12 protein-coding genes and 1 tRNA gene are annotated in these 13,582 nt (G+C 65.3%); 1 reads left to right on the top strand and 12 read right to left on the bottom strand.

All coding sequences use genetic code 11. The annotated features are described in order from the left end of the window. Window position 1 precedes the first annotated feature (1 nt). From HD592_RS03235 to HD592_RS03195, 9 genes are all read right to left on the bottom strand, one after another. On the bottom strand, window positions 2-748 hold the full coding sequence (locus HD592_RS03235) for a DeoR/GlpR family DNA-binding transcription regulator (RefSeq protein ID WP_184451847.1): 747 nt from the start codon (window positions 746-748) through the stop codon (window positions 2-4). A gap of 284 nt (window positions 749-1,032) precedes the next feature. Further along, window positions 1,033-1,464 carry an RbsD/FucU family protein gene (locus HD592_RS03230; protein ID WP_154475138.1) on the bottom strand — a complete coding sequence of 144 codons (432 nt, stop codon included), beginning with the start codon at window positions 1,462-1,464 and terminating at the stop codon, window positions 1,033-1,035. Between the two features lie 13 nt (window positions 1,465-1,477). Then, window positions 1,478-2,473, bottom strand: a complete 996-nt coding sequence (locus HD592_RS03225; protein WP_184451844.1) for a LacI family DNA-binding transcriptional regulator — start codon at window positions 2,471-2,473, stop codon at window positions 1,478-1,480. Next, complete coding sequence (locus HD592_RS03220; RefSeq protein WP_184451842.1) at window positions 2,448-3,854, bottom strand: rhamnulokinase; 1,407 nt, start codon at window positions 3,852-3,854, stop codon at window positions 2,448-2,450. The genes HD592_RS03225 and HD592_RS03220 overlap by 26 nt, the downstream gene beginning before the upstream one ends. Window positions 3,855-4,095: 241 nt before the next feature. Then, the gene (locus HD592_RS03215; protein ID WP_154475140.1) at window positions 4,096-5,856 is read right to left on the bottom strand and encodes an L-fucose isomerase; all 1,761 of its coding nucleotides are present in this window, start codon (window positions 5,854-5,856) and stop codon (window positions 4,096-4,098) included. 129 nt (window positions 5,857-5,985) lie between these two features. After that, the gene (locus tag HD592_RS03210) at window positions 5,986-7,029 is read right to left on the bottom strand and encodes an ABC transporter substrate-binding protein (protein ID WP_184451840.1); all 1,044 of its coding nucleotides are present in this window, start codon (window positions 7,027-7,029) and stop codon (window positions 5,986-5,988) included. A gap of 89 nt (window positions 7,030-7,118) precedes the next feature. Next, complete coding sequence (locus HD592_RS03205) at window positions 7,119-8,120, bottom strand: ABC transporter permease (RefSeq protein WP_184451838.1); 1,002 nt, start codon at window positions 8,118-8,120, stop codon at window positions 7,119-7,121. Next, window positions 8,117-9,637, bottom strand: coding sequence for a sugar ABC transporter ATP-binding protein (locus HD592_RS03200; RefSeq protein ID WP_184451836.1), 1,521 nt, complete (start codon window positions 9,635-9,637; stop codon window positions 8,117-8,119). The genes HD592_RS03205 and HD592_RS03200 overlap by 4 nt, the downstream gene beginning before the upstream one ends. A 211-nt stretch (window positions 9,638-9,848) precedes the next feature. Continuing rightward, complete coding sequence (locus HD592_RS03195; protein WP_184451834.1) at window positions 9,849-10,223, bottom strand: MGMT family protein; 375 nt, start codon at window positions 10,221-10,223, stop codon at window positions 9,849-9,851. Between the two features lie 197 nt (window positions 10,224-10,420). Between HD592_RS03195 and HD592_RS03190 the strand changes: the two genes are divergently transcribed. Then, on the top strand, window positions 10,421-11,599 hold the full coding sequence (locus tag HD592_RS03190) for an IS256-like element IS1249 family transposase (protein WP_005323424.1): 1,179 nt from the start codon (window positions 10,421-10,423) through the stop codon (window positions 11,597-11,599). Window positions 11,600-11,810: 211 nt separating this feature from the next. Here HD592_RS03190 and HD592_RS03185 read toward each other — a convergent pair. The 3 genes from HD592_RS03185 to rplJ form a co-directional block, all read right to left on the bottom strand. After that, a tRNA-Asn gene (locus tag HD592_RS03185) sits at window positions 11,811-11,885 on the bottom strand. A gap of 376 nt (window positions 11,886-12,261) precedes the next feature. Continuing rightward, window positions 12,262-12,642: a 50S ribosomal protein L7/L12 gene (gene rplL / locus HD592_RS03180; protein ID WP_154475143.1), complete on the bottom strand. Its 381-nt coding sequence runs from the start codon at window positions 12,640-12,642 to the stop codon at window positions 12,262-12,264. A gap of 96 nt (window positions 12,643-12,738) precedes the next feature. Beyond that, complete coding sequence (rplJ, locus tag HD592_RS03175; protein ID WP_184451832.1) at window positions 12,739-13,260, bottom strand: 50S ribosomal protein L10; 522 nt, start codon at window positions 13,258-13,260, stop codon at window positions 12,739-12,741. Window positions 13,261-13,582 lie beyond the last annotated feature (322 nt).

Below are 13,582 nucleotides of genomic sequence, written 5' to 3'. Positions count from 1 at the left end.
CCTAGACGAGGCGCACGCGCGTGCGCTCGGTCAATTCCTTGATGGATTCTTCGGGGAGGCCGCCATCGGTGATGATCCCGGTGACATCCTCGATCCCCATGAAGCTGACGAAGCCGGCCCGCCCGTACTTGGACGAGTCGGCGAGGCACCACGTCTCTTCGGCGCGGGCCCGCATGAGCGTGCCCACATGCCCTCCTTCGGCGAGCTGCGTGGTCAGGCCCCGATCGACGCCGAAGCCGTCGGTGCCGAGGAAGACGAGGCGCGCGTTGAAGGCGTTGAGAGCCCGTTCGGTGACGGGGCCGATGAGGGATTCGGTCTCCGCGTGGAAGCGGCCGCCCGTGAGCGTCACGTCGATGTTCGGATTGGGACGGGCGTTGGCGAAGACGAGGAGCGAGTTCGTGACGATCTGGATGCCGCGCCGGGCGGTGAGGTACTTGACGACGAGCGAGCAGGTGGTGCCCGCTTCGATCATGATCCGGTCGTCATCGCGGACCATTTCGGCCGCGGCGCGGGCGATCCGCTCCTTCTCGGCGATGCGGTCGTTCTGGCGCAGGCGGATGTTGCGGTAGGCGGTGGGCCGTGCGCCGCCGTGCGTGCGGACGAGGTAGCCCTCGTCTTCGAGCTCCTTGAGCGTGGTGCGGATCGTCACGGGGGAGACGTCGAGGGCCTCAGCGAGGGTCGAAACCGATACTTCGCCGTCCCTGGCGAGAGTATCGAGGATGAAGCTGGTCCTCTCGGCTCGGCCCACCTGCGATCACCTCTCCGCGATTTTCGAATCTTTGTCGATTCACTTTCTCTTCGAGTGAGCTTAGGGAGAAAAACGAAAAATCTCAAGAGGAGCATCTGTCCATGCGCACATGTTCGAAGGCCGAATCGGGCGGTGATGCAGACTCTCCGATGAACATAAGGCGACAACTCGGACACCGGACGCCTTTTCGAGCCGAATCCGGCTACGAAAGTCGACCAATGTCCGAGTTGTTGCAGCTGCTGCTCAGGCGTCTGTCCGATTCATCGGCAGCCGCCCCTCGCGTGTCACTCCCCCGGCTGACGGACGCCCACGGTGAGGAGCAGATTCCCGTAGAGGCGCTGCTCACCGGTCGCGATGATGATGCCGACATCCTCCGAACGCGCCGCATCGTAGAAGTCGAAACGCGACAGCTCCGCGAACTCGGTATCGGGCAGCAGCGCCTTGAACTCGTCGTGGATCGGGATCTCCACCTGCTCGGCGTCGGGCGCGGGGACCATGATCTCCGCCTTCTCGATCGGGCAGACCTGCTTGAGGACCTCCGTGATCTGGATGACGTCGAGCATGCCCGGCGCGAAGTTCAAGGAGACGAGCTCGCACCTCGGATTCACACCGGTCGTGTGCGGGTAGTTCGCATCGGCGAGGAGGATCTTGGATCCGTGTCCGGCCGCGGCGAGAGCCCGCAGGAGTTGGGGGTGCGTAAGAGCGCCGTAGATCATGTGCACTGTCCTTTCACAAAGTAGAGCTCGCGCGGATGACGAGTTCCGGGTCGATGGTGACGTCCTCGGTCGAGCCGCCCTCGATCATGGATCGGGCGATCCTCACCGCGGTCCGGCCGAGACGGTCGAAGGGCTGGCGGATCGTCGTCAGCGGGGGCGAATAGCAGTCCGCGCCGTCGATGTCGTCGAAGCCGACGACTTTGACATCCCCGGGCACTCCGGCCCCGCGTTCGTGGATGAGGCGCATGGCGCCGAGGGCGAGCTGGTCGTTCGCGGTCTGGACCGCCTCGGGAAGGCGCCGAACCGAGCCCATGACGTCGTATCCGTCCTGGGAGTTCCACGACTGCGATTCGATCACGCGCCCCTGGACGCCGTACTCGTCGCACGCTTGGAGGAACCCCTGCTTGCGCATCGCGGCATCGGACCATCCCGAGGGCCCCGCGACGTGGATGATGTCGCTCACGCCCTGCATGAGCAGGTGCTGCGTCGCCAGGCGCGCGCCCTTCACATTGTCGATCGCGGCGGTCGAGATCCCGTCGAGCCCCTTCTCGCTCGTGAGGACGAGCACGGTGGGGACGCGTTTGCCGATGTCAACGGCGAGTTCGACGGTCGGATCCTGGCCGGCCAGGATGACGACCGCATCGACGTCGAAAGGCGCGACATCGGATCCGAGGCTCCCGTCCGCGCGGTAGGCGTTGGAGAGTGAGACGTGATAGCCCGCCTCGGAACCGGCGTTGAGCACCGAGAGCAGGACCCGCCCGTGGCCGTGGAACATCGGCGCCGCGAGGAGGACGTGCAGGACGCCGGTCCGCTTGGCCGCGAGCGCCCGCGCAGCGTAGTTCGGACGGTACCCGACCTCGTTGAGGAGGGTCGTGATCCGTTTGCGCGTCGCGTCCGCCACCTCCGGATCCCCGCGGACGACGCGCGAGACGGTATTCGTCGAGACTCCGGCGAGCTCGGCGACGTCCGCGAGGGAGACCTTCTTAGTCGCGAGCCGGCGTGTGGACATGGGTCTTCGCGGATGCGGCGATGATCGACGGACGGTCGGCGGGGTTGAGATGGCCGAGGATCTCGAGCTGCGCGAGGAGCGATCCCAGGGTCGAGGCCTCGATCGGGCCGGCGACCACGCGCACCTTGGCGAGCCGGGCCGTCAGATCGCACAGGAGGCGGTTGCGCGAGCCTCCGCCGACGATGTTGAGCTGGTCGGGCCGCGTCCCGGAGATCCGGGCCAGGTCGTCGACGGCTCGGGCGTAGCGCCTGGCGAAGGACTCGATGATGAGGCGCACGTACTCCGGCATCGAACTCGGATGCGGAGCGCCCTGCTCATCGAGCGCCGCATCGATCTTCTGCTGCATCTCCCCGGGCTCGGCGAAGCGCGGATCATCAGGATCGAAGAAGTGGGTGCAGGGCGCGCAAGCGCGCGCCTGGGCGACGAGCTCATCGGTGTCGGTGGGCGTGCCCTCGCGCTCCCACTGGCGCTGGATCTCCTGGAGGATCCACATGCCCGTGATGTTGAACAGCGGACGGACTCCCCCATCGGTCCGCCCCTCATTCGTCAAGCCGATCTCATACGCGGCATCCGACATGATCGGGGCGGCCTCGATCGCGCCGAGGACCGACCAGCTCCCGGCCGAGAGGAAGTAGGCGCGCACGCCCTCGTCGATGGGCAGGCCGTGGACCGCGCAGGCCGAATCGTGGGCGCCCCCGCGAACGACCGTGAGGCGCTCGAGGCCGGGAACGGTGCAGGGGCCGACGACCGTGAGGTCCTCATCGAGCTCCCCGACCCACGAGCGCTCGATGCCGAGCCGGGTGAACATCTCGTCGTTGAATCGCCGGGCCCCCGGCTCGCACAGGCCGGAAGTGGAGGCGATGGTGCGCGACCAGCCCTTGACTCCGCTGAGGCGGAAGGCGAAATAGTCGGGCAGGAAGAGGATCCGCCTGGTGCGCGCCGCCAGCTCGGGGTCCTCGAGGCGGAAGGCCACCAGCTGGTTCGCCGTGTTGATCGTCGCGGGCTGATTGCCCGACATGTCGAAGAAGACCCGGTCGTCGACGAGCTCGCGGAAGCGCTCGAGGGTGCGGGTCGTGCGTTCATCCCGGTACGCGCGCGCCTCGCCGACGCGCTCGTCATCCTCATCGAGAGGGACGAAGTCCACGCCCCAGGTGTCGACGGAGACGGACACGGAATCGGGGAAGAGTTCGACGGCCTTGCGCAGGCCGATGATCGTCTCCTCCAGCATCGTGTCGACGTCCCAGATCAGGGAGCCGTTCTTGCGGATCGCCTGGTGCTTGAAGCGATGGATATCGGTGACCTCGATCCGATCGTCGACGATCGTGCCTGCGAGCACGCGTCCGGAAGCGGAACCGAGGTCGACGGCGAGTGCGGTGGTCATCTATCTTCCTTCCGGATTCGGGGCGACATCAGTGTCGAGGGCGCGGCTCTTCCTTGAAACGCGCCAGAAGATTCGGGCGCCGACTCGTGTGAGAGCCGTCGGGGCGGCGGGCGGGAGGATCGGTCGAGGAGCTGATCGGGATCGAGGGCGCTGAACAGCCCCTGGGCGGGCCTGGGCGGGCCTGGACGGGCCCAGGGTGGGCCCAGGGTGGGCGGGCCGAGCGGCCCGCCCACCTCGGGTGTCAGCGGTACAGCGGTCCGAACTTCTCGCAGGCGCGGTAGTCCGCGGCTTCGAGGGATTCGGTGCCGAAGAGCGACCAGGCCTTGGGGCGGAAGATCTGCTCTTCGGGGACGTTGTGCATGTTCACCGGGATGCGGAGCATCGAGGCCAGGGTGATGAGCTTGGCGCCGATGTGCCCGTAGGTGATCGCACCGTGGTTGGCGCCCCAGTTGTTCATCACGTCGTAGACGGACTTGAAGGCGCCTTCGCCCGTGAGGTTCGGGACGAACCAGGTGGTCGGCCACGCACGGTCGGTGCGCTCCTCGATGAGGGTCGCGACCTCGTCGGGCAGCTCGACCGTCCAGCCTTCAGCGATCTGGATGACCGGCTGGCCGGCGACGAGGTTGACGCGGCACATCGTCACGGGCATCTCGCCCGCCGTGCGGAAGTGGGTCGAGAAGCCGCCGCCGCGGAAGTAGCCGGTGGCCGCCGGGTGGAAGGTGGTCGCTGCGAGAGCGGCCTTCTCGTCCTCCTCGGTGATCTCCCACCAGGGCTTGATGACGTTCTCGCCGTCGCGCAGGGACAGGCCCGCGCCGTCGAGGGTGGTGGAACCGGAGTTGCGCAGGTCGAGGAGGCCGACCGCCGCACGGCCTTCGGGCTTCCAGCCGGTCACGCGCTCGATCGACTCGGGGCTCCAGTAGGTGCGCACGTCGGAGAAGATCTGCGGCGTGTTCGTGAGGAGGTAGTTGAACAGCATCGAGGTGCCGTTCAGCGAGTCGTTCTCGGTGGCGAGGACGTTGGGCTGGCGCGGGCCGTTCCAGTCGAAGTTGGTGTTGAGCAGCGTCTCCATGACGTCGCCGTTGGGGAAGTGGTCGGTCCATTGGCGCTGTCCCTGGAAGCCCGCCGCGATCGCGCCGTGACCGCCGGCCTCTTCTTCGAAGCCCATCTCCGCGAGCTTCGGGTTGCCGTTCATGAGGTCGCGGCCGATGAGGGTCATCTTCGTGGTGAACTTCCACCACTCCTCGTACTTCTCGGGGAACTGCTCCTCGGGGATGTTGAAGTCCTCGCCCTGGGTGAGGTTCTCACGGATCCAGGCGTAGGCCTTCTCGTACTCCTCGTGGTCGTAGATGCCCTCGTCGATGCGACGGGTGAACTCGGACATGTCGATGTACTCGTTGCGCATGCCGAGGTAGGCGCCGAAGAAGTCGGGGTTGACAACCGAGCCCGCGATGCCCATGGACACCGAGCCCATGGAGAGGTAGGACTTGCCCTTCATCTGGGCGACGGCGAGGCCCGCGGTCGCGTAGTCGAGCAGGCGCTGGCGCACGTCCTCGGGGATCGAATCGTCGTCGCTGTCCTGGACGTCCTTGCCGTAGATGCCGAAGGCGGGGATGCCGATCTGGGCGTGGCCGGCCAGGGCGGCGGCGAGGTAGACCGCGCCCGGGCGCTCGGTGCCGTTGAAGCCCCAGATCGCGTGCGGCATGGTCGCGTCCATGTCGGTCGTTTCGGTGCCGTAGCACCAGCAGGGGGTGACGGTGAGGGTGAGGCCGACGTTGTTCTTCTTGAACTTCTCGGCGCAGGCCTGGGCCTCGTTCACGCGGCCGATGGTCGTGTCGGCGATGACGCACTCGACGGGGGCGCCGTCGGGGTAGCGGAGGTTCTCCGAGAAGAGCTTGGCGACCCGCTCAGCCATGCCCATCGTCTGCTCTTCGAGGCTCTCACGGACGCCGCGGCGACGACCGTCGATGGTCGGGCGGATTCCGATACGGGGGTGATCAGTCATTATTCCCAAATCCTTCAGTTTCGATGTGTCGTCCGTGTTCGCCCAGTCGGGGACTGGATGAGCGTCTGTTGTGGCCGAGGGCGCAGGCGGGGCGGGCCCGGTCGTGGACCCGCCCCTGGCCGTCATGCGTCACTCGTAGAGGTTAGGGGCGATGGTCGGGTCTTCGATGTTGGACTTGTCGTACCAGTAGAAGCCGGAGTCGATCGTCTTCGGGAGGGCGATGCCGTTGATGGCCTGGATCGCGGCGGTCACGGTCTTGTAGCCCATGAGCTTCGGGGCCTGGGTGACGGCGCCGGCCTGCGAGCCGTCCTTGATCGCGGCGATCTGGGTCTTGCCGGAGTCGAAGCCGACGACCGTGAGGGTCTTGCCGGACTCATTGGCGCCCTGGATGGCGCCGGTCGCGGCGGCCTCGTTCGAGCCGTACATGCCGACGATGTCGGAGTTCGCCTGGATGATGGCCTTCGAGGTGTCGGCGGCCTTGCCGACCTCACCGGCGATCTGCTCGTCGAGGAGCTTGAGGCCCTCGGGGGCGTTCTTCGAGAAGTAGTCCTTGAAGCCCTGGCAGCGCTGCTTGCCGGTCTGCGAGGTGGCGTCGTGGCAGATGAGGCCGACGGAGCCGGTCTTGTCCTTGAGCAGCTCGATCATGTGCTTGGCGGCTTCTTCGGCGGCGGCGTAGTTGTCGGTCGACACCGTGGTGAGCGGGAGGTCGGAGTCGACGCCGGAGTCGAAGGCGACGAGCGGGATCTCCGCGGCCTTGATCTGGTCGAGGATCGAGGAGGCGGCGCCCGTGTCGAGGGCGGCGAGGCCGATGGCGGCGGGCTTGGTGTCGAGGGCGGCGGTGAGCTGGTCGAGCTGCTGGGTCACCTTGGTCTCGTCATCGGGACCGACGAATTCGACCTTGTAGTTGAACTCCTCGCCCGCCTGCTCGGCGCCTTCCTTGACGGCCTGCCAGAAGCGGTGCTGGAAGCCCTTGGAGACGAGGTAGATGGTCTTGGTGCCATCACCCTTGGGAACGTCGGTCGACTCTTCGGCCGCTTCCTCGGTGGTTGCGGTGGTGCCCGAGGCCGCTTCTTCAGCGGGCTTGCTCGTGTCGGTGGAGGTCGAGCACGCGGCGAGGCCGAGTGCCATGGTGCCGGCGGCGGCGACGGCGACGATACGTCCGATGGGGCGCATGTGTTTTCCTTTCATGGGTTCGGGTCGACGGACGTCTTCCCGATTCTTCGTGTGGACGGCGATGTCCGTTGGGGGAAAGATCTCTGGGATCAGGCGGCGTTCTCGCGAGCGCGGCGAACGTTGTCGATGAAGACTGCGAGGAGGACGACGATACCGGTGACGACGAGCTGCCATTCGGAGGCGACGCCCATCATCGTCAGGCCCTTCTTGAGGGTCTCCATGATGAGCGCGCCGACGAGGGCGCCGGGGATGGAGGCGCGGCCGCCGGAGAGCGAGGTGCCGCCGATGACGGTCGCCGCGATGACGTTGAGTTCGAAGCCGACGCCTTCGGCGGGCTGGACGAAGCCGAAGCGGGCCGAGTAGAGGATCGCGCCGAGGGCCATGAAGACGCCGGCGGTGACGTAGATGACGACCTTCCACAGGCGGACGTTGACGCCGGAGAGGCGGGTCGCCTCCTCGTTCGAGCCGATCGCGAGGGCGTAGCGGCCGAGGAGGGTCTTGTTCATGAGGAAGGCGGCCAGGACCGTGAGGAGGATGAAGATCAGCGCGGCGTTGGAGATGCCGGGGATGAGGTTGCCCGTCGACAGGGCGATGTAGTCCGTGTTCGCGATGGAGATCGTGGACTTGCCGGAGATGATGAGCGCGAGGCCGCGGGCCACCATCATCATCGCGAGTGTCGCGATGAAGGGGGGAAGGCCGAGGACCGACACGTTGACGCCGTTGATGAGTCCGACGAAGGCTCCGAAGAGGAGGACGAGGATCAGGCCGAGGCCGAGCGGCAGGTTGAGGAAGTCGCCGGAGAGGAAGACGCCCGCCATGACTGCGACGAGGGTCATGCCCGTGCCGACGGAGAGGTCGATGCCGGAGGTCGCGATGACGAAAGTCGCGCCGAGGGCCATGACGCCCGTGTATGCGGCCTGGAGGAGGATGTCGGTGAAGATCTTGGGTTGCGCGAAGTTCGGGGCGGCGAACATGAAGTACGCGTAGATGATGACCAGGGCGATGATCACCATGACGAGCTGCATGTTGGACTTGATGAAGGCGGCCACCGGGCTGGTGGGCTTGGCCGCCTTGGTGGCGTCAGTGCTCACGCGACTACTCCATTCGCTTGTTCCTGACCGACGGTGGCCAGTTCCATGATGTTTTCCTGGGTGGCTTCCTCATTGTCGAGGGTGCCGATGATGCGGCCGTGGGCCATGACTGCGATGCGGTTCGCGAGCCGGAGGACCTCGGGAAGTTCCGACGAGATCACGATGATGGCCTTGCCCTGCTTGGCGAGTTCTTCGAGGAGCGTGTAGATCTCGTCCTTCGCTCCGACGTCGATGCCTCGGGTCGGCTCATCGAAGATGAGGATGTCGGAGTCCTTCGCGAGCCACTTCGCGATGACGACCTTCTGCTGGTTGCCGCCGGAGAGGGAGCGGACATCCACGTTGACGCTGGGCGTGCGCGTGCGCAGCTTCTCGACGTATTCCTTCGCGACGGCCTCGATCTTCTTCGCGTTGATGACGCTCGCGGTCGTGAATTGCTCCATCGCGGCCAGGCCGGTGTTGAAGGCGATCGTCTTGTCGAGGAGCAGGCCGTACTGCTTGCGGTCCTCGGACAGGTAGCCGATGCCGTTCTTCACGCCGTCCGCAGCGGTGCGGATCCGCACCTTCTTGCCGTGGATGTAGACATCCCCGCTCGTGTGGGGGTCGGCGCCAGACAGGGCACGGGCGACCTCGGTGCGACCGGCGCCGACGAGGCCCGCGAATCCGAAGATCTCACCCTTCTTCACTTCGAAGGACACGTCGTGCACGGCCTTCTTCGTCGAGAGGTGCTCGACCTTGAGGACGACCTCCTCCGAGAGGGGCTTCGTGGTCGGACGGGCGTCGGCGGGCACCTCGCGGCCGACCATGAGGCGGATGACCTCGGACAGCGGCGTCGTCGCGGTTTCGACCGTGCCGACGTACTGGCCGTCGCGCAGCACCGAGATGCGATCCGTCAGCTCCTTGAGCTCGGGCATGCGGTGCGTGATGAAAATGAGGCCGGTCTCCGGGGTGATGAAGTTGTGGACCAGGGTGAAGAGGGACTCCGTTTCGGTCGTCGTGAGCGGAGCCGTGGGCTCGTCCATCACGAGGATCTTCGTCGACTCGTAGGACAGGGCCCTGGCAATCTCGAGCATCTGCAGGCGCGCGACGGTGAGGTCGCGGCACACGTCGGTCGGATTGAGGTCCATGTTGAGGCGCTCGAAGAGCGCGGCGGCGTTCTTGATGAGCTTGCGATCGTTGATGTAGCTGCCCCTGTGGGAGCCGCCGCGACCGATGTACAGGTTCTGCGCGACCGTCAGGTCGGGGATGATGTTGAGCTCCTGGTGGATGATGCTCAGGCCGAGGTCCCGGGCGTGGTTCGGCCCCTTGAGGTCGACCTTTTCGCCTTGGAGCCAGATCTCGCCGCCCGGATCCGCCTTGTGGATACCGGTGAGAACCTTCATGAGCGTCGATTTACCGGCGCCGTTCTCTCCGCAGAGCCCCAGGATCTCTCCAGCGCGAAGGTCGAGGTCCACGTCGGACAGCGCCTTCACGCCGGGGAAGGTCTTGGAGATGCCCTTCAACTCAAGCAAGTTCGTCACGTCTCACCCCTTGGGTACCGAAACACGCCAGCGTGCCCGGAGTTTGTTACCTCCGACTCGTTAGCGTTAACGAAATCGGATGGAGATATCGCCCTCATTGGCGCAGGACCAGCGTACGACATCTGAAGCCGTGCGCCAAACCGAAGACGGCTCCTCGTTATCCAATCGTTACCGTTAACGACATGCGCTCCGGAAGGAGCCCGGACGCAGCTCAGGAGGAGGTTTCGAGCGAGGCGTCGACGCGGTCGAGAGCAGCCGCAATCTCGGCCTCCGCCCAGCTCGCGCGGGGCAGATCGACCCGCGGCGCACCCCCGGGCGATCCGAAGAGCGGCACGCCCTCCAGGGCCCACATCGGGCGCGCCCGCAGGGCGAGGGGCCCGGGCAGCTCCCCCTTCGCGTTGACGACGCGCCACCACGGGGCGCCGCTCCCCCACTCGGCCAGAATCCGCGCGACGACGCGCGGCCCCGCGCCGACGGCCGAGGCGAGCGCGCCGACGGCCGAGGCCAGCGCGCCGTAGGTCGTCGCGCGCCCCGCGGGCACGGCTTCGACGAGGCGCATCACCCGTTCGACGAGGAGGTCGTTCATGATCGCCATGATCGCAGACCCGGCGCAGCGGACGAGGGGTTAAGGGTCAAAAAGTGTGTCCGGAATCGCGGATTTTCACGGATTGACCTGTAGGTTTCCGGAAAGTATATGCTCCGGAAGCATATATCTAGCCCCCGACGGGAAATCCTCGGTGTGGCAGCCGTGATGTGCTATGCGCGGCGTGGTGTGGTGTCGCAATGTCGAAGAACCAACCACGCTGCCACTGCGGCGGTGAAATGAAACGCAACGGCACCACCAGCAAAGGCACCACCAGATGGCGCTGCAAACAATGCGGCGCCTCCAGCGTCAAACGTCGAAACGACATCACCAACGCGGCAGTGTTCACCCAGTTCATCGAGCATTGCACCACCGCAATATCACTCGACGACCTAGCCAAACGAAACGGTGTTAGCCGCGCCACCATGAAGCGGCGCTTCAAGTGGTGCTGGCTCGTTGATGTGCCTGACCCCACCGCCGGCCACCACAAGCGGATCTACGACCAGGTATTTCTCGATGGCACCTACACCGCCGGTGGCTGCCTGATCGTCGCGGCGACCATCGACCACGTGATCGCCTGGCACTGGTGCAAACACGAAACCACCCGCGACTACCAACTGCTGCTTGAACGCATCGAAGCCCCACTCATCGCCGTCATCGACGGCGGCCAAGGCGCATACAGCGCAATCAAAAAGTGCTGGCCGACTACGAAAATTCAACGCTGCCTCGTCCACGCCCAACGCGTGGTCCGCCGCTACACCACCACCAACCCACGCACCGATGCCGGGCGCACCATCTACCGACTTGCGCTGAAACTGACCCGGATCACCACACTGGATGAAGCCGCCGCGTGGGGTGTGCAACTGCACGAGTTTTCAACGATCTACCGGGAATGGATGAACGAGAAAACCATGATCAAAGACCCCAAAACAGGTGCATGGACCCGCGTGTGGACCCACCACAACGTGCGCAAGGCCTACAACAGCCTCAACCATCTTTGGCGGTCCGAGATGCTGTTTGTCTACCTCAACCCGCCAGCAGGAGTCCTTGCGCCCGAGCGGATCAAATCCACCACCAACAGCTTAGAAGGCGGCATCAACGCCCAGCTCAAACTGCTCGCCAGAACCCACCGCGGCAGATCAGGCGAACGACAACGCCGCATGCTGGATTGGTGGCTCTACTTAAAAACGGAACTGCCTGACGATCCAGTACGAATCGCCAGGCAGTCCGACTGGGGCCAGGGCCAACTCGCCAAAGTATCCACCCTGACCCAAACCGAGAACCAAGCCGACCACGAAACAGGACGCCCAGCCCTCTACGACAACGCTATCGACACCGACTACACCCACTCAATCGGCATTCAAAAAGGCCAAATCTAACCCCCGCGACACGCCGAGCCAGACACACATTTTGACCCTTAACCCACGCTATCGACACCGACTACACCCACTCAATCGGCATTCAAAAAGGCCAAATCTAACCCCCGCGACACGCCGAGCCAGACACACATTTTGACCCTTAACCCGGCACGAGGGCGGAGCCGGCGCCTGAAACGAGATCGGCCCGGATCCGATGGATCCGGGCCGATTATGGCTCCCGCGACTGGATTCGAACCAGTAACCGTCCGATTAACAGTCGGATGCTCTGCCGTTGAGCTACGCGGGATCGCGACCTGATAAGTATGAACGAGCAGCCATGTTGAACGCAAATCACCGGGGCGTGGTGAAGACCTCACATCGCCCGAGGAGGAGGCGGAGCCATTTCCATCAATGGCACCGACGGTTCCAAGGCGCCTTGCAGGCCCTCCGTCGGACGCTGCGGCTCGTGAGGAAGGTGTTGCGGGAGCTCATGATGATCTTCCTCATCGTTTACACCCTCTCAAGGCTCATCGCACGCATCTTCGACTGAGTGAGGCTCCGCGCACCGGAGGATGCGCCTCGCCCCCGGAAGGATTCTTCCTTCCGGGGGCGAGTGGACGAATCATCGTCGAAGGGACTCCCCTCGTTCCGCCCGCACAGCGGTCAGGAGCGAGGAGCCGAAATCACTTGAGGGTGACGGTGCCGCCGGCCTCTTCGATCTCGGCCTTGGCCTTCTCGGCGTCCTCCTTCTTGGCGTTCTCGAAGATGGTCGAGGGCGCGCCGTCGACGAGATCCTTGGCCTCCTTGAGGCCAAGGCCCGTGAGGTTCTTGACGGCCTTGACGACGGCGATCTTCTTGTCGCCGGCGGACTCGAGGACGACCTCGAACTCGTCCTTCTCCTCAGCGGCCTCGGCCTCAGCCGGAGCAGCGGCAACGGCCACGGCGGCCGGAGCGGCGGCGGTGACGTCGAAGGTCTCCTCGAAGAGCTTGACGAAGTCCGAGAGCTCGATGAGGGTCATTTCCTTGAACGCAGCGATGAGCTCGTCGTTGGAGAGCTTAGCCATGAGTGGCATCCTTCCTGATTGGCCTGCTTTGCGAGCAGATTATTGATGAGTTCCGCACCGGACGGCCGGACGGCCGCAAGCGCGGGGCCTGTCGCGTCAGGCCGCTTCGCCCTGCTTTTCGCGCAGGGCATCGATGGTGCGGACCGCCTTGGAGGGCAGAGCGTTGAATGCGTACGCCGCCTGCGACACCTTCGCCTTGAGGGCGCCGGCGACCTTGGCCAGCAGCACCTCGCGGGACTCCAGATCCGCAAGCTTCTTGACGGCCTCAGCGGACAGCGGAGCGCCGTCCATCGCACCCGACTTGAGCACGAGCTGAGGGTTCTCCTTGGCGAAATCACGCAGCGTCTTGGCGGCCTCGACGGGCTCGCCGGAGACGAAGGCGATGGCGGTCGGGCCCTTGAGGTCCTCGGCGAGGAAGTCGAGACCGACCTCCTGAGCCGCCAGCCGTGCCAGCGTGTTCTTCACCACGGCGTAGTTCGCGTTCTCGCCCAGCCCGCGACGCAGCTGCTTGAGCTGGCCGACGGTCAGGCCGCGATATTCGGTGAGCAGAACGGCGTCGGACTCGCGGAAACGCTCCACGAGTTCGGCGACGGCGGCCACCTTGTCAGACCTCGCCATGGTCCTCCTTCCAGATAGTTGGCCATCGAACAATGAAAAAGCCCGGCACGCAGGATCGTGCCGGGCGCGAACGTCCGTACGTCACAGAAGTGACTCACTCACCTGCGTCGGCTGCTCTCGCACTTCTGCCCGGTCACCCGGGCGTCCGACGGTCTTCGGCTCTGCCAGAGTATCAGCAACGAGGGCGGGCCCGCGAGCCCGCCTGGTGTGGGGTGAGGCACCCCAGATACTGAAGGGCCCTGCGAACGGGTGTTCCGTTCGCAGGGCCCTCTCGAGCGAGCAGCCTCAGGTGGCGCTCATCCGAGCTTCAGTGTCGCTCCAG

The sequence above is a fragment of the Schaalia hyovaginalis genome, from assembly GCF_014208035.1.
GTDB classification, from domain to species: Bacteria; Actinomycetota; Actinomycetes; order Actinomycetales; family Actinomycetaceae; genus Pauljensenia; species Pauljensenia hyovaginalis.
The sequence above is the reverse complement of the archived record's forward strand: the minus strand, read 5'-3'. Positions and strand labels throughout refer to the sequence as shown.